The organism is Pseudomonas sp. P1.8, from assembly GCF_001269805.1.
In the GTDB taxonomy this organism is placed as follows: Bacteria; Pseudomonadota; Gammaproteobacteria; order Pseudomonadales; family Pseudomonadaceae; genus Aquipseudomonas.
On the sequence record NZ_LHVM01000009.1, the window covers coordinates 125,083 to 144,455 of the forward strand.

Sequence of the window (19,373 nt, forward strand, 5' to 3'; positions counted from 1 at the left end):
ATCGCCGGCAAGCCGGCTCCTACAGGGATTTGTGTTAGATCGCGTTGTGGGTTTTCAGCCAGCCCAGGCCTGCTTCAGTGGTGGTCAGCGGCTTGTATTCGCAACCGACCCAACCCTGATAACCAATGCGGTCCAGGTGTTCGAACAGGAAGCGGTAGTTGATTTCACCGGTGCCTGGTTCGTTGCGCCCCGGGTTGTCCGCGAGTTGCACGTGGTTGATCTCGGCCAGGTGCGATTGCAGGGTGCGCGCCAGATCACCTTCCATGATTTGCATGTGGTAGATGTCGTATTGCAGGAACAGGTTGGCGCTGCCGACCTGCTCGCGAATCGACAGGGCTTGCGCCGTGTTGTTCAGGTAGAAACCCGGAATGTCACGCGTGTTGATTGCTTCCATCACCAGTTTGATACCTGCCGCTTGCAGCTTGTCGGCGGCAAACTTGAGGTTGTCGACGAAGGTTTTCTCGACGGTGGCATCGTCAAAACCCTGCGGACGAATACCGGCCAGGCAGTTGACCTGGGTGTTGCCCAGCACTTGTGCGTAAGCGATGGCCAGATCGACACCGGCGCGGAACTCTTCGATACGGTCCGGCAGGCACGCGATACCGCGCTCGCCCTTGGCCCAATCACCGGCCGGCAGGTTGAACAGCACTTGAGTCAGACCGTGGGCATCAAGCTGGGCCTTGATTTCGGCGGAGCTGAAGTCGTACGGGAACAGGTATTCGACACCACTGAAGCCGGCCTTGGCGGCCGCTTCAAAACGGGCGAGAAAGTCCTGTTCAGTGAACAGCATGGACAGGTTGGCTGCGAAACGCGGCATGGTGGTCTCCCGTAAATATGTAAGGCCCCCTTGTAGGAGCCGGCTTGCTGGCGATGGCGTTATGTCAGTCATATCAATGTCGATTGATACTCCGCTATCGCCAGCAAGCCGGCTCCTACAGAGGGAGCGAGCAGCTATTAATCAAGCAACGAAATCGCCGTCGGTGCGTCGTTGCCGACCAGCGCCAGGTCTTCGAATTCGTTGACGGCGTTGATCTCGGTACCCATGGAAATGTTGGTCACACGCTCCAGGATAATCTCGACGATCACCGGCACCTTGAACTCTTCGATCAGCTCCTGAGCCTTGCGCAGGGCAGGCTGGATCTGAGCCGGTTCGAACACACGCAGTGCCTTGCAGCCGAGGCCTTCGGCCACTGCGACGTGATCGACACCGTAGCCGTTGAGTTCCGGCGCGTTCAGGTTATCGAAGGACAGCTGCACGCAGTAGTCCATGTCGAAACCGCGCTGTGCCTGACGGATCAGTCCCAGGTACGAGTTGTTCACGACTACATGAATGTACGGCAGCTTGAACTGCGCGCCTACGGCCAATTCTTCGATCATGAACTGGAAGTCATAGTCCCCCGACAGGGCCACGACTTTACGGTTCGGATCGGCCTTGACCACACCCAGTGCTGCCGGAATGGTCCAGCCCAACGGGCCTGCCTGACCGCAGTTGATCCAGTGACGCGGCTTGTAGACGTGCAGGAACTGCGCGCCGGCAATCTGTGACAGACCGATGGTGCTGACGTAGCAGGTGTCTTTGCCGAACACCTGGTTCATTTCTTCGTAAACGCGTTGCGGCTTGACCGGCACGTTGTCGAAGTGAGTCTTGCGCTGCAGGCTGGCTTTACGCTGCTGGCAGTCTTGCAGCCAGGCGCTGCGGTTCTTCAGCTTACCGGCGGCTTGCCATTCGCGAGCGACTTCGATGAACACGGTCAGCGCGGCGGCAGCGTCGGACACGATGCCCAGGTCCGGGGTGAACACGCGGCCGATCTGAGTGCCTTCGATATCGACGTGAATGAACTTGCGGCCTTCGGTGTACACATCCACCGAACCGGTATGACGGTTGGCCCAACGGTTACCGATACCCAGCACCACGTCGGACTTCAGCATGGTGGCGTTACCGTAGCGGTGCGAAGTCTGCAAGCCAACCATGCCCACCATCAGCGGGTGATCGTCCGGGATGGTGCCCCAGCCCATCAGGGTCGGGATCACCGGAATACCGGTCAGTTCGGCGAACTCGACCAACAGATCGCTGGCGTCGGCATTGATGATGCCTCCACCGGCCACCAGCAATGGGCGTTCAGCCTGATCCAGCAAGGCCAGAGCCTTCTCGACTTGAACGCGGCTGGCGGTCGGCTTGGCCAGCGGCAGTGGCTGGTAAGCGTCGATGTCGAATTCGATTTCGGCCATCTGCACGTCGAACGGCAGGTCGATCAGCACCGGGCCTGGACGGCCGGAGCGCATTTCGAAGAAAGCTTTCTGGAACGCGTAGGGCACTTGGCCCGGTTCGAGAACCGTGGTTGCCCACTTGGTGACGGGCTTGACGATGCTGGTGATGTCGACAGCCTGGAAGTCTTCCTTGTGCATACGGGCGCGGGGTGCCTGGCCGGTAATGCAGAGGATTGGAATCGAGTCGGCCGAGGCGCTGTAGAGCCCGGTGACCATGTCAGTACCGGCAGGGCCGGAAGTCCCGATGCACACGCCGATGTTGCCAGCCTTGGTGCGGGTGTAGCCCTCGGCCATGTGCGAGGCGCCTTCAACGTGGCGAGCAAGGACATGATCGATGCCGCCGACCTTTTGCAGGGCGTTGTACAACGGGTTGATGGCGGCACCCGGGATGCCAAAAGCGGTATCAACCCCTTCACGGCGCATCACCAGAACGGCGGCTTCGATTGCTCTCATTTTGCTCATGGTTTTGTGCCTCTTTACGTTTTGTAATTGTATACAAGTGGCTTTGCGCAGAGTGTATTCACGGCGGACGGCGCAGGTCAATCCATTTTCTCAAGCGCTCGTTTCATTCGTCTGAAGCCCGTTCTGCTGTGGCTTTTCGTCGCATGTCGCGCTTTTCGAGAATTATTGTATACAAAAAAATAATTCATTGTGTTCTATTTGTTGCATCGGGCTGCGACGTAAAAGCGCAGCTCAACGGCTTTCCGAAAAACAAAATGAGGACGGCACCATGAGCGCTTTAACCTTGAAAGTCGCAGTCAACCTGGTCAACGAAGCCATCACCGCAGGGCGTGCAATCTGCGCGGCACCCTTGACCATCGCAGTACTGGATGCCGGCGGGCATCTGATCACCCTGCAGCGCGAAGACGGCGCGAGCCTCCTGCGCCCGCACGTCGCCATCGGCAAAGCCTGGGGCGCGATCGCGCTGGGCAAGGGTTCACGTCTGCTGGCGCTGGATGCGCAACAACGTCCGGCGTTTATCGCGGCGTTGAACAGCCTGGGGCAGGGCAGCGTCGTGCCGGCACCGGGAGGGGTGTTGATCCGCGATCAGGCGGGCAATGTGCTGGGGGCGTTGGGGATCAGCGGGGATTTGTCCGATGTTGATGAGCAGTGTGCGATCACTGCGATTGAGGTGTTGGGGTTGCGGGCGGATGCGGGGGTGGTTGCTTAAGTTTTTTATTGATTGATCTACCGTCATCGCCAGCAGGCTGGCTCCCACAGGGGGATGTTTGTCTTACACAAATTTTGTGTTCACAAGGATCCAGTGTGGGAGCTAGCCTGCTAGCGATGAAGACACAGCGATGGATCAATCCGGCTCACATCCTTTGAGCACCAACCGAATAATCGTCTGCGCCGCCGCTTCATAATCTTCTTCGTCCAGCTTTGCCTTGCCAGTGATAGCCGTGATCTGCCAGTCGAAATCAGCGTAGGTCTGGGTCGCGGCCCAGATGCTGAACATCAGGTGGTTGGGGTCGATGGGGGCGATTTGCCCGCGATCGATCCAGGTCTGGATACACTCGATATTGTGTTTGGCCTGGCCGTTGAGCTGTTCGACGAGGTCGGTGCTCAGGTGCGGTGCGCCGTGCATGATTTCGCTGGCGAACACCTTGGAGGCGAAAGGCAGGTCGCGGGAAATGCGGATTTTCGAGCGAATGTAGCCGCTGAGCACTTCGCTGGGAACACCGTCCGGATTGAACGGCGTGGACGCCTGGAGAATCGGCTCGATGATACTTTCCAGGACCTCGCGGTAGAGGTTTTCCTTGGATTTGAAATAGTAATAGACGTTGGGCTTGGGCAATCCCGCCTTGGCTGCGATGTCGCTGGTTTTGGTCGCAGCGAAGCCTTTGTCGGCGAATTCTTCACTGGCGGCACGCAGGATCAGTTGTTTGTTGCGCTCGCGGATTGTGCTCATAAAGCCGGTGGTTCCTTGCCTGTTCTGGCGGTTGCGCATGGTATCACCGGGCTCGCGCGGCGCTCAAGAATGCACCATAGCCTGTTGCGCCGCGCTATGCTGCATCGCATTTATCGAAGAAGGAAACCTGACCCATGGCAGGAAGCAGTTTGCTGGTGCTGATCGACGACATCGCCACCGTACTGGACGATGTATCGTTGATGACCAAAATGGCCGCCAAGAAGACTGCCGGGGTGCTCGGCGACGATCTGGCGCTCAATGCCCAGCAAGTCAGCGGCGTGCGCGCCGAACGGGAGATCCCGGTGGTCTGGGCGGTCGCCAAGGGGTCGTTCATCAATAAGCTGATCCTGGTGCCGTCGGCATTGGCCATCAGCGCATTCGTTCCGTGGCTGGTCACGCCGTTGCTGATGGTCGGTGGCGCTTACCTGTGCTTCGAAGGTTTCGAAAAGCTCGCCCACAAATTCCTGCACAGCAAGGCCGAGGACGCCGCCGAGCATGCGCAGCTGGTCGAGGCGGTGGCCGATCCTGCCACCGACCTGGTGGCCTTCGAGAAGGACAAGATCAAAGGCGCCGTGCGCACCGACTTCATTCTTTCGGCGGAAATTATTGCGATCACCCTCGGCACCGTGGCCGATGCGCCGCTGTCCCAGCAAGTAATCGTGCTGTCGGGCATCGCAATCGTCATGACGGTCGGCGTCTATGGCCTGGTGGCGGGCATCGTCAAACTCGACGATCTGGGGCTGTGGCTGACGCAGAAGCCCGGACAGATGGCGAAAAGCATCGGCGGCGCGATCCTGCGGGCAGCGCCTTACATGATGAAAAGTCTGTCGGTGATCGGCACGGCCGCGATGTTCCTGGTCGGCGGGGGGATCCTGACCCATGGTGTGCCTGTGGTGCATCACTGGATTGAAAGTGTCAGCGCGGGGGCGGGCGGGGCAGGTTTTATCGTGCCGATGTTGCTGAATGCGGCGGCGGGTATTGTCGCGGGTGCAGTGGTGCTGGCCGGTGTGATGGTCGCAAGCAAAATCTGGAAAGCCCTGAAAGGCTGAAAGCAATCACATAACAAATGTGGGAGTGAGCCTGCTCGCGAAGAGGGCGTGTCAGTCACCAAAAAGGTTGTCTGTCACACCGTCATCGCGAGCAGGCTCGCTCCCACACTGTTTTTGTTTTTTGGGCGCCGGACTTACTCGGCAACCTGCAACTTGCGAGACTCCGTATACACGTAACGCACTTTTTCATATTCGAACGGTGAGTTCAGCTGACCGTAGCGGAAGCTGGTCTGGTTGCGCTTGTCGATGCCGCGCAGGATCCAGACTTCCGGATGGTTGGAGCTGACTTCGGATACGTTGAGAAAGTTGATCGCCGAATCCGCGCTGAAGTCCACGATCAGGCCGCCCGTGTCCCGCAGGTTCGACGGTCCAAGGATGGGTAATACGAAGTAGGCACCGCCTGGTACACCGTAGAAGCCCAGTGTCTGGCCAAAGTCTTCGTTCTGACGCGGCAAGCCCATGGCAGTTGCCGGGTCCCACAGGCCGGCAATGCCGATGGTGGTGTTGAGCAGCAGTCGCGCAGTGGTTTCCATCGAGCGCTCACCCTTGAACTGCAGCAGGCTGTTCAACAGGTTTGGTACATCGCCAAGGTTGTTGAAAAAGTTGCTGACGCCGGTGCGCAGGAAGCTCGGAGTGATATAGCGATAGCCGTTGACGACGGGCAGGAACACCCACTCGTCAAAGCGATAGTTGAAGTGGTAAACGCGACGGTTCCACTCTTCCAGCGGGTCGTAGATGTTCAGCGCGTTGAGCGTCGAGCGTTCGAATTCGCGCTGATCGAGGCCCGGGTTGATCTTCAGCTTGCTCAATGGTTCCTTGAAGCCGTCACTGTCGACCACGGTGGGGGCGTTGGCCTTGCTGTTATCGGCATTGGCGATGTTTGCACAGAGTAACGCGGCGAGAAGCAGGAGATATTTAGCCACGGAAGAACTCCAGCATGGCGTCGCTGTTGACGCGGTAATTAAGGTTGCCGCAATGGCCGCCCAGTGGATAAACAGTCAAGCGTTTGCCAAACGTCTCGCGCAGGAAGCCCAAGTCGCCCGGGCCGAGGATCACGTCATCGGCATTGTGCATGACGGCGATTTTCGGGCTGTTGTGCAGATAGTCTTTCAGCGCATACAAACTGACCTGGTCAATCAGTTGCAGCAGGCTGCCACCGTCGGTGCGGGCGCGCCACATAGGGATCACCTGTTCGGTGATGTAGCAATCGAAGTCGCATTGCAGCGCACGCTTGAGGAACGGCGTGAGGCTGGTGCCTTCGGTAATCGGGAACTTGGGCGGCGTGATCAGGCCGCGGCGGTTGATCAGGTCCGAGGTAAATGCGATGTCGGCAGCCGAAAAGCGAAACGATGTGCCAATCAGCATGGCCATCTGTTCGTTGGTCAGATGCTGTTTGGACTGCTGGAAATCGTAAAGCAGGGCATCGTTGAGGTCGATGTAGCCCTTCTGCTGGAAGTAGCGGGTCAGTTTGTTCAGTACCAGCTCATAAAAGGTAGTGCTGTTGTTGATGCCCTTCACCTCGGTTTGCACCAGCTTGTCGAGGTTGGTGATGGAGGTGTAGAGGTTCACCGGCGGGTTGAGCAACAGGACTTTCTTGAAGTTGAAGCTGCGGCGGGTTTCGTCCAGGTGCGCTACAAAGGCGGCATCCAGAGCACCCAGGCTGTAACCGGTCAGGTAGTAATCGGTGACCGGCAGGTTCGGGTTTTGTGCCCGTACGGCCTGCATCACCCGATACATATCCTCGGCGTCTTCCTTGGTGACGCCAGGTGTAGCAAAGCGCGAAGCGGCGCTGATGAAATCGAAGCTGGTCGGCGAAGACAGCTGCACCACGTGATAACCAGCTTTGTAGTAGAGCTTCTTCAGGTATTCGTTGTGGCTGCTGTCATAGCGTGCGCCGGTGCCGGCAATCAGGAAAATCAGTGGAGCGGCATGGTCCTGGGTGGCGATGCGGTAATTGAGGCTCTTCACTGGCCAGAAGTTGTCCGGCAGTTCAAACGCCCGCTCGGGGCGCAGGGTGATGCTGCGTGTCGACTGATCGATGTCTTCGTCCAGCGGCAATTCGGGACGCAGGTCCGGTGGTGTCGTGGCGATGGTCGCTTCGAACGGATTGGTGAGGGGATAGCCATAACTGGCAGCGTCTATATCGACCGCCAGTGCGGACGCACTCAATATAAGGCCGCCAAAGAGGGCGGCGAAGCGCAAGGAACGGAGCATGACTAGATCCCTTAGAAGAAGGTGCCGATTGAATTTCGCAGGCTATGACCACAGGGTTTGCGCCTAAGTGCCATGCATCGGCACCAAACAGGGCGGATTTCGAAGTAATAGTAGCTGGACGATACACTTTGCAGCGATTGAATGACCAGTTAACAGTTGTTATAGCTTGCGAATCGTTTGTGTGCGATTAAGCTGGCCGCCGTTTTTTCGTCAATTGGAGTGCTACATGTCCCGTCGCCTGCCCGTGATCCTGCTGCTTGTTTTGCTGCCTGTCTGGCTGGCCGCCAGTTATGGCGCGCGTTATGGCTTCATGGAGGATGCGCAATGGGTTGGCATTTGCGTTGACGAGACAAGCCGTTGGGAATGTCAGGTACGTTCGAATCTGGGGTTGATGATTCACTTCGCCGTCCTGGGATGGGCTGCATTGGCGGCTGCGATTATCGGTTTCGTTGTGCCGGGGCGGGCAGGGTGGTGGCTGGCGGTACTGGCGCTGGTGTTCGGGTTACCCGCGCTGGCGTTGTACAACACGACCTTGGCGGTGTTTGCGGTGGTGGTTGCGGGGTTGCGGTTGGTTCGGGCGTCTCGTAGCGCCTGATAGATTGCCATCGCGAGCAGGCTCGCTCCTACAGTAGATCTTCAGCGAACGCAAAATTGGCGTGCGACAAAAATCAAATGTAGGAGCAAGCTTGCTCGCGATGGGGCCGTACGCTTCGCTGTTAATTCAAGCCTTGCGAACTCGCAGGCAACGCCACAACGCCGCCACCATCAACACACTCACCAACGCCCAACCCCAAGCCTGCTGATTCTGCAGCCCTTCACGAAACAACTGCGGTGCAATGCTGGCCCCGATAATGAAGGTCAGCAACGCAATCTCCCGACGCTGCACGCTCACCGGGCGGCATAGGTAGACGAGTGCTGGCACGACAAACGCGACACTCGGGAAGCTGCGATAACGCGGGTCGAGCACCAGTTCGAGCATCATCACTGCCGCCGCAAAACCGGAAGCTGCAACGAGCCATCCAGCGTGGCGCTCCAAAAAGTTGAAAGCGCTTTCACGCCATCCGGTGCGTGAGCTCAGCGTCAGCGCCGCATGGGCAATGATCAGCAGATTCAACACGGTCAGCAAACCGACCCACAACCATTCACTGTTGAAGCGAGTGGTGACCCGCGCCAGGTCGCCCCAGGCACCCAGCGAGCAGGCGGCGAGTGCACCGAAAAGCGGGAGTATCAAAGCCGCGCGCGTGCTACGAACCCGACCGCCAAGCAGCAGCGTGCCGATGAAAATCAAACCACCCACCACCAGCCATTGCGACCAGTACGGCACGTTCGTCACCGGCCCGGCCAGCACGCCTTTGTCCTGGCGGTCGGCATCGAACAATCCCCAGTAACCGCCGACTGCACCTTCGCTGGCGCGTTTCCACGGCTGGTCGAAAGCTTCGATCAGGTTGTAATGCCAGCCTTGCTGCTCGGCCATGGTGACAAAGCCACGAATGAATTTGGCTTCGTTAACCCGGCTCGGCAGCGCGGTTTCACGCTGGCGGCCCTCACTCGGCCAGCCGGTTTCGCCAATCATCACGTCCTTGGGCGCGAACTTGTTGCCGAACACCTGGCGTACCTCGGCCACATGTTGCAGGGCGGCATCGATGTTCGATGGATCATCTTCCCAGTACGGCAGCAAGTGGATGGTCAGGAAGTCCACGGCGGGGGCGATTTGCGGATGCTTGAGCCAGAACTCCCAGACGTCGGCATAAGTGACGGGTTGTTTGACCTGGCTTTTGACTTTGTTGATCAGCTTGGCCAGTTGTGGTCCGGTAACTTCCTTGCGCAGCAGGGCTTCGTTGCCGACGATCACCGCGCTCACCACGTCGGCGTTGGCGTTGGCCGAGGCGATCAGCATATCGACCTCTTTTTCCGTGTCCACCGGATTGCTGTTCACCCAGGCGCCGATCATCAACTTCAAGCCATGCTTGCGCGCCAGATCCGGCAACGCTTCGAGGCCGGTCATGGAGTAGGTACGAATGCATTCGAAGCTCTTGGACAGCAGCGCGAGGTCAGCGTCCATGCGCTCGGGACGCAAATTGAACGGCACATCGAACGGTGATTGGTCTTTATCGAATGGCGTGTAGGAGGCGCACTGCAGCTTGTGCGTCGCGCTGGCCACGTCCGGCAAAATCACCGGTTTGCCAAGCCCGTACCAAAAGCCGCAGAGCGCGAACAGACCCAGCAGGCAAGCGAAAAAATAAGCAGCAAAAGGGAATCGAGGAGTCGCGGACATGGTCAGACCGTGTGGGAGCAAAGCGGCGCATGTTACCTGCATTTACCGCGTGCTTGGGGGCCTGCATGATTTTGACATGCAAAGTTCGGGCGGATCGGCCGGAGTGTTTGTCGTGCTCAGGGTTAATGGCGTTCTGATGTCGTTTCTCGTTGCTTTGAGGTCGCTGGCAGAGCAGGTCGTCATTGGCGCGAGGTTGATGATCGGAGTGTCAGTGCTCCGCTGATGTTCGAGCGAGTTTGCAGTGAGGCGTGATGGGGGCGCTGTGCACGATAACTATACGTTGACGCGGCTCGGCACCCGTCGAGCGCAGCACTTTCGGGGAAGTAACGATGAAGATGCGACGACTTTTAGGCGCGAGTGCCGCTCTGGTACTTGCGGTTGGCTCCACATTCGCCAATGCCGAGAGCAAGACCCTGAGCATCGGTTATGTTGACGGCTGGTCCGACAGCGTTGCGACCACTCACGTGGCCGCCGAAGTGATCAAACAGAAGCTCGGTTATGACGTGAAGCTGCAGGCCGTCGCCACCGGGATCATGTGGCAAGGCGTGGCGACCGGCAAGCTCGACGCCATGCTATCGGCGTGGCTGCCAGTGACACACGGCGATTACTGGACCAAGAACAAGGATCAGGTTGTCGATTACGGCCCCAACTTCAAAGATGCGAAAATCGGTTTGATCGTACCGGAGTACGTGAAGGCCAAGACCGTTGGCGATCTGAAAACCGACGACAGCTTCAAGAACCGCATCGTTGGTATCGACGCCGGTTCAGGCGTAATGCTCAAGACCGAACAGGCCATCAAGGACTACGACCTTACCGGTTATCAACTCAAGGCCAGTTCCGGCGCCGGCATGATTGCCGAGCTGACTCGCGCCGAGAAGAAAAACGAATCCATCGCCGTGACCGGTTGGGTGCCGCACTGGATGTTCGCCAAGTGGAAACTGCGTTTCCTGGAAGACCCGAAAGGCGTGTATGGCGCTGCTGAAACCGTCAACAGCATCGGCAGCAAAGAGCTGGCAACCAAAGCACCGGAAGTGGCCAAGTTCCTGAAGCACTTCCAGTGGGCGTCGAAAGACGAAATCGGCGAAGTCATGCTGGCGATTCAGGATGGTGCCAAACCTGAAGCGGCGGCGAAGGACTGGGTCGCTAAACACCCGGAGCGCGTGGCTGATTGGACTAAATAATCTGAGTTGATGCTTCAGGTCAGTCTCTTCCAGGGTCGCTGGGCATTCTATGCCTAGTGGCCCTTTTTCTTTTCTGTAGGAGCAAGCTTGCTCGCGATGGGCGTGAACGTTAACGCGTGCCGCCGGGAAAAACTCGGTGCCTCCAAATTCATCGCGAGCAAGCTCGCTCCTACAATTGGCAGATATGTCATGGCGTTCTAAGACTAAGGTCGTCTGGAACCTGCCCCGCAGCCGCATAGAGTGGATACCGTTCCAACTAAATCTGTGCTGCGAGGATAAAAACAATGAACGACAGCATTTACCTCTCGATTCAAAACAGCCCGCGCTTCAAGGAGCTGGTTAGCAAGAGGGAACGATTCGCCTGGATTCTTTCGGCGATCATGCTAGGGCTTTACTCCGGATTCATCCTTTTGATTGCCTACGGGCCGCATGTGCTGGGGGCGAAAATCAGCCCTGAGTCATCGATTACCTGGGGTATACCGATCGGTGTCGGGCTGATTATCTCGGCCTTCGTCCTGACCGCTATTTACGTGCGACGCGCCAACGGCGAATTCGACGACCTGAACAATGCGATTCTCAAGGAGGCTCAGCAATGATCCGGCGTCTAATGGCTCTGTTGAGCATCGCAGCCTTCGCACCGGGCGCCTGGGCGGCTGACGCCCTGACCGGCGCCGTGCAGAAACAACCGCTGAACGTCGCCGCGATCCTTATGTTCGTGGCGTTCGTCGGCGCAACCTTGTGCATCACTTACTGGGCGTCCAAGAAAAACAACTCGGCCTCCGACTACTACGCCGCTGGCGGCAAGATCACCGGTTTCCAGAACGGTCTGGCGATTGCCGGTGACTACATGTCGGCAGCATCCTTCCTGGGTATTTCCGCGCTGGTGTTCACCTCCGGCTACGACGGTCTGATCTACTCGATCGGCTTCCTGGTGGGCTGGCCGATCATTCTGTTCCTGATCGCCGAGCGCTTGCGGAACCTGGGCAAGTACACCTTTGCCGACGTGGCGTCCTATCGCCTGGGCCAAACCCAGATTCGCTCGCTGTCCGCGTGCGGTTCGCTGGTGGTGGTGGCGTTCTACCTGATCGCGCAAATGGTGGGTGCCGGCAAGCTGATTCAGCTGCTGTTCGGTCTCGACTACCACGTTGCAGTGATCCTGGTCGGTATCCTGATGTGCATGTACGTGTTGTTCGGCGGCATGCTGGCGACCACCTGGGTGCAGATCATCAAGGCAGTCCTGCTGCTGTCCGGCGCTTCGTTCATGGCGCTGATGGTGATGAAGCACGTTAACTTCGACTTCAACATGCTGTTCTCCGAAGCGATCAAGGTTCACCCCAAAGCTGAAGCGATCATGAGCCCGGGCGGCCTGGTGAAAGATCCGATCTCGGCGTTCTCCCTTGGTCTGGCCCTGATGTTCGGTACCGCTGGCCTGCCACACATCCTGATGCGCTTCTTCACCGTGAGTGACGCTAAAGAAGCTCGCAAGAGCGTGTTGTATGCAACTGGTTTCATTGGTTACTTCTACATCCTGACCTTCATCATTGGCTTCGGCGCGATCCTGCTGGTCAGCACCAACCCGGCCTTCAAAGATGCTGCTGGCGCGCTGTTGGGCGGCAACAACATGGCGGCGGTGCACCTGGCCAACGCGGTCGGTGGCAGTATCTTCCTGGGCTTCATCTCGGCGGTGGCGTTCGCGACCATTCTGGCAGTGGTAGCTGGTCTGACTCTGGCCGGTGCTTCGGCGGTGTCCCACGACCTGTACGCCAGCGTGATCAAGAAAGGCAAAGCCAACGAGAAGGATGAGATTCGCGTCTCGAAGATCACCACCATCGCCTTGGCGGTGCTGGCAATTGGTCTGGGTATCCTGTTCGAGAGCCAGAACATTGCGTTCATGGTCGGCCTGGCATTCTCCATCGCGGCGAGCTGCAACTTCCCGGTGCTGCTGCTTTCCATGTACTGGAAAAAGCTGACCACTCGCGGTGCGATGATCGGCGGCTGGATGGGGCTGATCAGTGCGGTCGGTTTGATGGTGCTTGGTCCGACCATCTGGGTGCAGATCCTGCATCACGAGAAGGCTATCTTCCCGTATGAGTACCCGGCGCTGTTCTCGATGATGATTGCCTTTGTCGGTATCTGGTTCTTCTCGATCACTGACAAGTCGACGGCGGCTGACAATGAGCGGGCGCTGTTTTTCCCGCAGTTTGTTCGTTCGCAGACTGGCCTGGGCGCGAGTGGGGCGGTTTCGCACTAAGCGTTTGGGTTTGACTGTTTAAGATGTGTTGAATGGAATGCCCCGGTCGAGAGATCGGGGCATTTTTTATTGGGCGGTAATCGGCCTGAATTTGGTGGATGTAGCCGATTTGCTGTAGGAGCTGGCTTGCCAGCGATGGCGGCCTTCGGGTCGACCAGGTTCTTGGTTGATTGAGTACATATCCGTTATTCAGGTGACGGCGGCTTATGGGTTCGCTCTTACAGCGGGTCACTTTTGGCAAACGCCCGGAGTGCCGGCCCAGCCAAAAGTAACCAAAAGGTCTCGCCCCTTACGTACGGCCCCTCGCTAAGGCTCGGCGTTCCTTCGCTCCGGCATTCATCCGGGGGCATTTCCCTCCGGTCGGCTTCGCTTCGACCTACATGCAATGAGCTCGACTGCGTCGAACGGCGCTGTGCGCCAATCCCCGGATGAACACCTCCACTCAGCCTCCCGAGGGGGCGGGTGGATCAAAAGCGGAAGGCGAGCTAACGCTCGGCCTGATGAGTGGTGAAGAGCGTGGGTGTACGCCAATCAACTGTAGGAGCTGGCTTGCCAGCGATGGCGGCCTGCCTGCCGGCCAGATTTCGCGGATGTATCACTCCGAGCTGCCGAAGGCAGCGATCTTTTGATCTTGCCTTTAAAAAACAGAGTCGAAAGATCGCAGCCTCGTTGCACTCGACAGCTCCTACAGGGAGGGCGCGTACACATCAGAACCAGGCCGGCCGGTAGGCCGCCTCGGATGCTGTTGCGGTGTATGCCCCCTCGTGAGGCTGAGTGGAGGTTCTGCGCAGTGGGCAACCCGGCATGGATGCCGGGTTAGCCGCCCCCGGCCATGGATGGTCGATGGCGGCGGGCCCACGGAGCAGGACCGGAGCGAGGGAATGCCGAGCCACGGCGAGGCACCGAATGTCAGGGGCAAGAGCCCTTGGTTACTTGGGGCCGGGCGGCGTTCCGTTTTTCCAAGTGACCCGCCGTAAGGGCGGAACCCTAAGTGGCCGTTACAGAAAAAACGGATATGTACCCGAGCAAAGAACCAATTGCGAAAAAGGCGCACAAACAAAAACGGCCTCCTGCTCTTTATATAAAAAGCAGAGGCCGTCTCCGGTACAACTCAACACGCTACAGCAAGACAGATCTTACTTACGGTCTTCCAGCTTGGTGATGTCACGCGACTCGTAGCCGGTGTACAGCTGGCGCGGGCGGCCGATCTTGTACGGGCTGGAGAGCATTTCTTTCCAGTGGGAGATCCAGCCGACGGTCCGCGCCAGGGCGAAGATTACGGTGAACATGCTGGTTGGAATGCCGATCGCCTTGAGGATGATCCCCGAGTAGAAGTCGACGTTCGGGTACAGCGAGCGTTCGATGAAGTACGGGTCGGTCAGAGCGATCTCTTCCAGGCGCATGGCCAGTTCGAGTTGCGGATCGTTGTTGATCCCCAGTTCGCGCAGCACTTCGTCGCAGGTCTGCTTCATCACGGTGGCGCGTGGGTCGCGGTTTTTGTAAACGCGGTGACCGAAGCCCATCAGTTTGAACGGATCGTTCTTGTCCTTGGCCTTGGCAATGAACTTGTCGATGTTCGAAACATCGCCGATTTCATCGAGCATGGTCAGTACGGCTTCGTTGGCGCCGCCATGGGCAGGGCCCCACAGTGCAGCGATACCGGCGGCGATACAGGCGAACGGGTTGGCGCCCGAAGAGCCAGCCAGACGTACGGTGGAGGTCGAAGCGTTCTGCTCGTGGTCGGCGTGGAGGATGAAGATCCGGTCCATGGCCTTGGCGAGTACCGGGCTGATCGGTTTGATCTCGCACGGGGTGTTGAACATCATGTGCAGGAAGTTTTCCGCGTACGACAGGTCGTTGCGCGGGTACATCATGGGTTGGCCCATGGAGTACTTGTAAACCATCGCTGCCAGGGTAGGCATCTTGGCAACCAGGCGGATCGCGGAAATTTCGCGATGCTGCGGGTTATTGATGTCCAGGGAGTCGTGGTAGAACGCCGAGAGGGCGCCGACTACGCCGCACATTACGGCCATCGGGTGAGCGTCGCGACGGAAGCCGTTGAAGAAAGTCTTCAGCTGCTCGTGAACCATGGTGTGGTTCTTCACGGTGCTGACGAACTGGGCCTTCTGTTCTGCGGTCGGCAGTTCGCCGTTGAGCAGCAGATAGCAGGTTTCCAGGTAGTCCGACTTTTCAGCCAACTGCTCGATCGGATAGCCGCGATGCAACAAAATGCCATTGTCACCGTCAATATAGGTGATCTTCGACTCGCAAGAAGCGGTCGACATGAAGCCTGGGTCAAAGGTGAAGCGGCCCGTGGCCGTCAGACCCCGAACATCGATAACATCGGGACCAACGGTGCCGGTTAAAATGGGCAGCTCGACGGGGGCTGCGCCCTCGATGATCAACTGCGCTTTTTTGTCAGCCATGTGGCCTCCTATTTATGCTTGAAATCATCAGACAGACCCCCCACGCAGGGCCCGCACCACTATAGTGAGATAAATTTGAATGTCAATTTGCCTAAAGTCTTGCTGCTAAAGGCTTTAACCGTACTTTTTCCTCGAAATTGACTGCCATTTACGCCTTTTATCCAACTTGTGCAATCAGCTATTAGGGGAAGGTGAACGCGTTGTCATTAGTAGCCTAACTGTCTATACTCGGCCACCGACCGCCAAGGGCTTTTGGGCTTGCTTTCATTGGGGGTCGCATCCCTGGGTGGTGGTTACCTGACCAGTGCACTCCCCAACAACTTTGCCCTGATTGTTAGGGGCTCTTCAGTGTGAAAAAAAAGCCGTGAAAAGCCAACGACCTGTAAACCTAGACCTAAGGACCATCAAACTCCCAGTCACTGCTTACACGTCCATCCTTCACCGTATTTCCGGTGTCATCCTCTTCGTGTGCCTTGCCATCATGCTTTATGCATTGGACAAGTCGCTGAGCTCTGAGGAAGGCTTCGGTCAGGTGAAAGCGTGTCTGACCAGTCCGCTAGCCAAGCTAGTGACATGGGGCATCCTGTCCGCTCTGCTTTATCATCTGGTAGCCGGTGTGCGCCATTTGATCATGGACATGGGCATCGGTGAGACGCTGGAAGGCGGCAAGCTGGGCTCGAAAATCGTTATCGCCGTTTCCGTGGTGGTAATCGTTCTGGCAGGAGTTTGGATATGGTAACTAACGTCACGAACCTCTCGCGTTCGGGCCTCTATGACTGGATGGCGCAACGTGTGTCTGCGGTCGTTCTCGCGGCTTACTTCATCTTCCTGATCGGATACATCGCGGCCAACCCTGGCATCGATTACGCCCAGTGGCATGAACTGTTCGCCCATAACGGAATGCGTATCTTCAGCCTCCTGGCCCTTGTTGCCCTCGGCGCTCACGCCTGGGTCGGCATGTGGACCATCGCGACCGACTACCTGACGCCAATGGCGTTCGGCAAGTCCGCGACGGCTATACGTTTCCTTTTCCAGGCAGTCTGCGGCGTTGCGATGTTCGCTTACTTCGTCTGGGGCGTGCAGATTCTCTGGGGTATCTGATTCATGGCTAACATTCCAACGATTTCTTTCGACGCCATCATTATTGGTGGTGGCGGTGCCGGCATGCGCGCAGCGCTGCAACTGGCACAGGGCGGTCACAAGACTGCCGTGATCACCAAGGTTTTCCCGACCCGTTCGCACACTGTTTCCGCCCAGGGCGGCATCACCTGTGCCATCGCGTCCGCTGACCCGAACGATGACTGGCGCTGGCACATGTACGATACCGTCAAGGGTTCCGACTACATCGGTGACCAGGACGCTATCGAATACATGTGTCAGGAAGGCCCGGCTGCTGTTTACGAGCTGGATCACATGGGTATGCCGTTCTCGCGTACCGAGCAAGGTCGTATCTACCAGCGTCCATTCGGTGGTCAGTCCAAGGACTACGGTAAAGGCGGCCAGGCTGCGCGTACCTGCGCTGCGTCCGACCGTACCGGTCACGCTCTGCTGCACACCCTTTATCAGGGCAACCTGAAAGCCGGTACCGTGTTCCTGAACGAGTACTACGCTGTCGATCTGGTGAAGAACGGCGAAGGCGAGTTCGTCGGCGTGATCGCCATCTGCATCGAAACCGGCGAAACCACCTACATCCGTGCCAAGGCCACCGTACTGGCTACCGGCGGTGCAGGTCGTATCTACGCTTCGACCACCAACGCCCTGATCAACACCGGTGACGGCGTTGGTATGGCACTGCGTGCTGGCGTTCCGGTGCAAGACATCGAAATGTGGCAGTTCCACCCGACCGGCATCGCCGGCGCCGGTGTACTGGTCACCGAAGGTTGCCGTGGTGAAGGTGGATACCTGATCAACAAGCACGGCGAGCGTTTCATGGAGCGTTATGCTCCGAACGCCAAAGACCTTGCCGGTCGTGACGTGGTTGCTCGTTCGATGGTTAAAGAAATCATCGCCGGCAACGGTTGCGGTCCGAATGGCGACCACGTAATGCTCAAACTCGACCACCTGGGCGAGGAAGTGCTGCATAGCCGTCTGCCAGGCATCTGCGAACTGTCGAAGACTTTCGCGCACGTTGACCCGGTTGTTGCGCCGGTTCCGGTTGTTCCGACCTGCCACTATATGATGGGCGGCGTTGCCACCAACATTCATGGTCAGGCGATCACACAGGACGCCGAAGGCGTTGACACCATCATCCCGGGTCTGTTCGCAGTGGGTGAAGTGGCTTGCGTATCGGTTCACGGTGCCAACCGTCTGGGCGGCAACTCGTTGCTCGACCTGGTGGTGTTCGGCCGCGCTGCCGGCCTGCACCTGGAAAAAGCACTGACCGACGGCATCGAATACGACGACGCTACCGAAGCCGATATCGAAGCTGCCCTGTCGCGCCTGAACGCACTGAACAGCCGTACTGAAGGCGAAGACGTGGCTACCCTGCGTCGCGAGCTGCAGAACTGCATGCAGAACTACTTCGGTGTATTCCGTACCGGCGAATACATGCAGAAGGGTATTGCCCAGCTGGCTGACCTGCGCAAGCGCATCGCCAACGTCAAGATCAACGATAAGTCGCAGGCGTTCAACACTGCACGTATCGAAGCGCTTGAGCTGCAGAACCTGCTGGAAGTGGCAGAAGCTACCGCCATCGCTGCAGAAGTACGTAAAGAGTCCCGCGGTGCTCACGCCCGTGAAGACTTCGAAGACCGTGACGACGAAAACTGGCTGTGCCACACCCTGTACTTCCCGGGTGACAAGCGCGTGACCAAGCGTGCTGTGAACTTCTCGCCGAAGACTGTTCCGACTTTTGAACCTAAGATTCGGACTTATTAAGGGTGGCCGCCATGTTGCAAGTCAGCGTTTATCGTTACAACCCTGATCAGGACGCCGCGCCGTTCATGCAGGAATTCCAGGTTGATACCGGTGGTAAAGACCTGATGGTGCTGGACGTGCTGGCCCTGATCAAAGAGCAGGACGAAGGTTTCTCCTATCGTCGCTCTTGCCGTGAAGGTGTTTGCGGTTCCGATGGCATGAACATCAACGGCAAAAACGGTCTGGCCTGCGTCACACCGTTGTCTGCTGTCGTGAAAGGCAACAAGTTGATCGTTCGTCCTCTGCCAGGTTTGCCGGTTATCCGTGACCTGGTCGTCGATATGAGCATCTTCTACAAGCAATACGAGAAGGTTAAGCCCTACCTGCAGAACGACACGCCGGCTCCGGCCATCGAGCGTCTGCAGTCCCCTGAAGAGCGTGAAAAGCTCGACGGTCTGTACGAGTGCATCCTGTGCGCTTGCTGCTCGACCTCTTGCCCGTCCTTCTGGTGGAACCCGGACAAATTCCTGGGTCCAGCTGCTCTGCTGCAAGCGTATCGCTTCCTGGCAGACAGCCGTGACACCAAGACGTCCGAGCGTCTGGCTTCGCTGGATGACCCGTTCAGCGTATTCCGCTGCCGCGGGATCATGAACTGCGTCAACGTATGTCCGAAAGGCCTGAACCCGACTAAGGCCATCGGTCACATCCGTAACATGTTGCTGTCTAGCGGCGTGTGATTCAGCTGCTGTACCCGTTGTACCCGTAGATGCTACGGCGCAGGCTTCAACCGGCGCCGTAGTTTTAACCTGAGCAGCAGCTTAAAAGGCTGGGCTCTTATTTTGAAGAAATGAGACAAGCAGGGGCATCCGGGCTGGTACCCGGACTATCAGTGTGATCCTAGTGGCTTGTTTTGGTCGCTGCATTCGGACTTCTGCAAGCTT

General features: G+C 57.9%; 17 protein-coding genes. 10 read left to right on the plus strand and 7 right to left on the minus strand.

Annotation, left to right across the window (positions count from 1 at the left end; all coding sequences use genetic code 11):
• Positions 1–34: 34 nt before the first annotated feature.
• Together hyi and gcl are read right to left on the minus strand one after the other, a co-directional pair.
• On the minus strand, positions 35–817 hold the full coding sequence (hyi, locus tag AD668_RS08090) for a hydroxypyruvate isomerase (protein ID WP_053156758.1): 783 nt from the start codon (positions 815–817) through the stop codon (positions 35–37).
• Between the two features lie 137 nt (positions 818–954).
• The gene (gene gcl, locus AD668_RS08095) at positions 955–2,730 is read right to left on the minus strand and encodes a glyoxylate carboligase (RefSeq protein WP_053156761.1); all 1,776 of its coding nucleotides are present in this window, start codon (positions 2,728–2,730) and stop codon (positions 955–957) included.
• Between the two features lie 268 nt (positions 2,731–2,998).
• Between gcl and AD668_RS08100 the strand changes: the two genes are divergently transcribed.
• Positions 2,999–3,439 (plus strand): heme-binding protein, encoded by a 441-nt coding sequence (locus AD668_RS08100; protein WP_053156764.1) that lies wholly within the window; start codon positions 2,999–3,001, stop codon positions 3,437–3,439.
• A gap of 135 nt (positions 3,440–3,574) precedes the next feature.
• Here the strand turns inward: AD668_RS08100 and AD668_RS08105 are convergent, their stop codons facing one another.
• A complete protein-coding gene (locus AD668_RS08105) occupies positions 3,575–4,180 on the minus strand; it encodes a TetR/AcrR family transcriptional regulator (protein ID WP_053156767.1) in 606 nt (201 codons plus the stop codon).
• Between the two features lie 134 nt (positions 4,181–4,314).
• Here AD668_RS08105 and AD668_RS08110 point away from each other — a divergent pair, with 134 nt between their 5' ends.
• The gene (locus AD668_RS08110; RefSeq protein ID WP_053156772.1) at positions 4,315–5,229 is read left to right on the plus strand and encodes a DUF808 domain-containing protein; all 915 of its coding nucleotides are present in this window, start codon (positions 4,315–4,317) and stop codon (positions 5,227–5,229) included.
• A 134-nt stretch (positions 5,230–5,363) separates the two neighbouring features.
• On the opposite strand, the gene AD668_RS08115 is transcribed toward AD668_RS08110, so the two are convergent.
• Both AD668_RS08115 and AD668_RS08120 read right to left on the minus strand, forming a co-directional pair.
• Positions 5,364–6,152: a VacJ family lipoprotein gene (locus AD668_RS08115; RefSeq protein WP_053156775.1), complete on the minus strand. Its 789-nt coding sequence runs from the start codon at positions 6,150–6,152 to the stop codon at positions 5,364–5,366.
• A complete protein-coding gene (locus tag AD668_RS08120; protein WP_053156778.1) occupies positions 6,145–7,443 on the minus strand; it encodes a serine/threonine protein kinase in 1,299 nt (432 codons plus the stop codon). The genes AD668_RS08115 and AD668_RS08120 overlap by 8 nt, the downstream gene beginning before the upstream one ends.
• A 226-nt stretch (positions 7,444–7,669) precedes the next feature.
• On the opposite strand from AD668_RS08120, the gene AD668_RS08125 reads away from it, so the two are divergent.
• Positions 7,670–8,038, plus strand: coding sequence for a hypothetical protein (locus tag AD668_RS08125; protein WP_053156783.1), 369 nt, complete (start codon positions 7,670–7,672; stop codon positions 8,036–8,038).
• 126 nt (positions 8,039–8,164) lie between these two features.
• Here AD668_RS08125 and AD668_RS08130 read toward each other — a convergent pair whose 3' ends face one another.
• Positions 8,165–9,760, minus strand: coding sequence for a beta (1-6) glucans synthase (locus tag AD668_RS08130; protein ID WP_053156786.1), 1,596 nt, complete (start codon positions 9,758–9,760; stop codon positions 8,165–8,167).
• Positions 9,761–10,047: 287 nt separating this feature from the next.
• On the opposite strand from AD668_RS08130, the gene AD668_RS08140 reads away from it, so the two are divergent.
• The 3 genes from AD668_RS08140 to AD668_RS08150 all read left to right on the plus strand — a co-directional run bounded on the left by AD668_RS08140 (position 10,048) and on the right by AD668_RS08150 (position 13,150).
• Positions 10,048–10,899, plus strand: coding sequence for a glycine betaine ABC transporter substrate-binding protein (locus AD668_RS08140; protein ID WP_053156789.1), 852 nt, complete (start codon positions 10,048–10,050; stop codon positions 10,897–10,899).
• Positions 10,900–11,183: 284 nt separating this feature from the next.
• Positions 11,184–11,495 carry a DUF485 domain-containing protein gene (locus AD668_RS08145; RefSeq protein ID WP_053156791.1) on the plus strand — a complete coding sequence of 104 codons (312 nt, stop codon included), beginning with the start codon at positions 11,184–11,186 and terminating at the stop codon, positions 11,493–11,495.
• Positions 11,492–13,150 carry a cation acetate symporter gene (locus tag AD668_RS08150; RefSeq protein WP_053156796.1) on the plus strand — a complete coding sequence of 553 codons (1,659 nt, stop codon included), beginning with the start codon at positions 11,492–11,494 and terminating at the stop codon, positions 13,148–13,150. Before AD668_RS08145 ends, AD668_RS08150 begins: the two co-directional genes overlap by 4 nt.
• Positions 13,151–14,286: 1,136 nt before the next feature.
• On the opposite strand, the gene gltA is transcribed toward AD668_RS08150, so the two are convergent.
• Positions 14,287–15,576 (minus strand): citrate synthase, encoded by a 1,290-nt coding sequence (gene gltA / locus AD668_RS08155; protein ID WP_053156800.1) that lies wholly within the window; start codon positions 15,574–15,576, stop codon positions 14,287–14,289.
• Positions 15,577–15,940: 364 nt separating this feature from the next.
• Here gltA and sdhC point away from each other — a divergent pair, with 364 nt between their 5' ends.
• The 4 genes from sdhC to AD668_RS08175 are packed head-to-tail and all read left to right on the plus strand — an operon-like array spanning position 15,941 to position 19,169.
• Positions 15,941–16,315 (plus strand): succinate dehydrogenase, cytochrome b556 subunit, encoded by a 375-nt coding sequence (gene sdhC / locus AD668_RS08160; RefSeq protein WP_032829628.1) that lies wholly within the window; start codon positions 15,941–15,943, stop codon positions 16,313–16,315.
• Complete coding sequence (gene sdhD / locus AD668_RS08165; RefSeq protein WP_053156804.1) at positions 16,309–16,677, plus strand: succinate dehydrogenase, hydrophobic membrane anchor protein; 369 nt, start codon at positions 16,309–16,311, stop codon at positions 16,675–16,677. Before sdhC ends, sdhD begins: the two co-directional genes overlap by 7 nt.
• 3 nt (positions 16,678–16,680) lie before the next feature.
• Positions 16,681–18,453, plus strand: a complete 1,773-nt coding sequence (gene sdhA / locus AD668_RS08170; protein WP_053156807.1) for a succinate dehydrogenase flavoprotein subunit — start codon at positions 16,681–16,683, stop codon at positions 18,451–18,453.
• Between the two features lie 11 nt (positions 18,454–18,464).
• Positions 18,465–19,169, plus strand: coding sequence for a succinate dehydrogenase iron-sulfur subunit (locus AD668_RS08175; RefSeq protein WP_008063297.1), 705 nt, complete (start codon positions 18,465–18,467; stop codon positions 19,167–19,169).
• Positions 19,170–19,373: the final 204 nt, after the last annotated feature.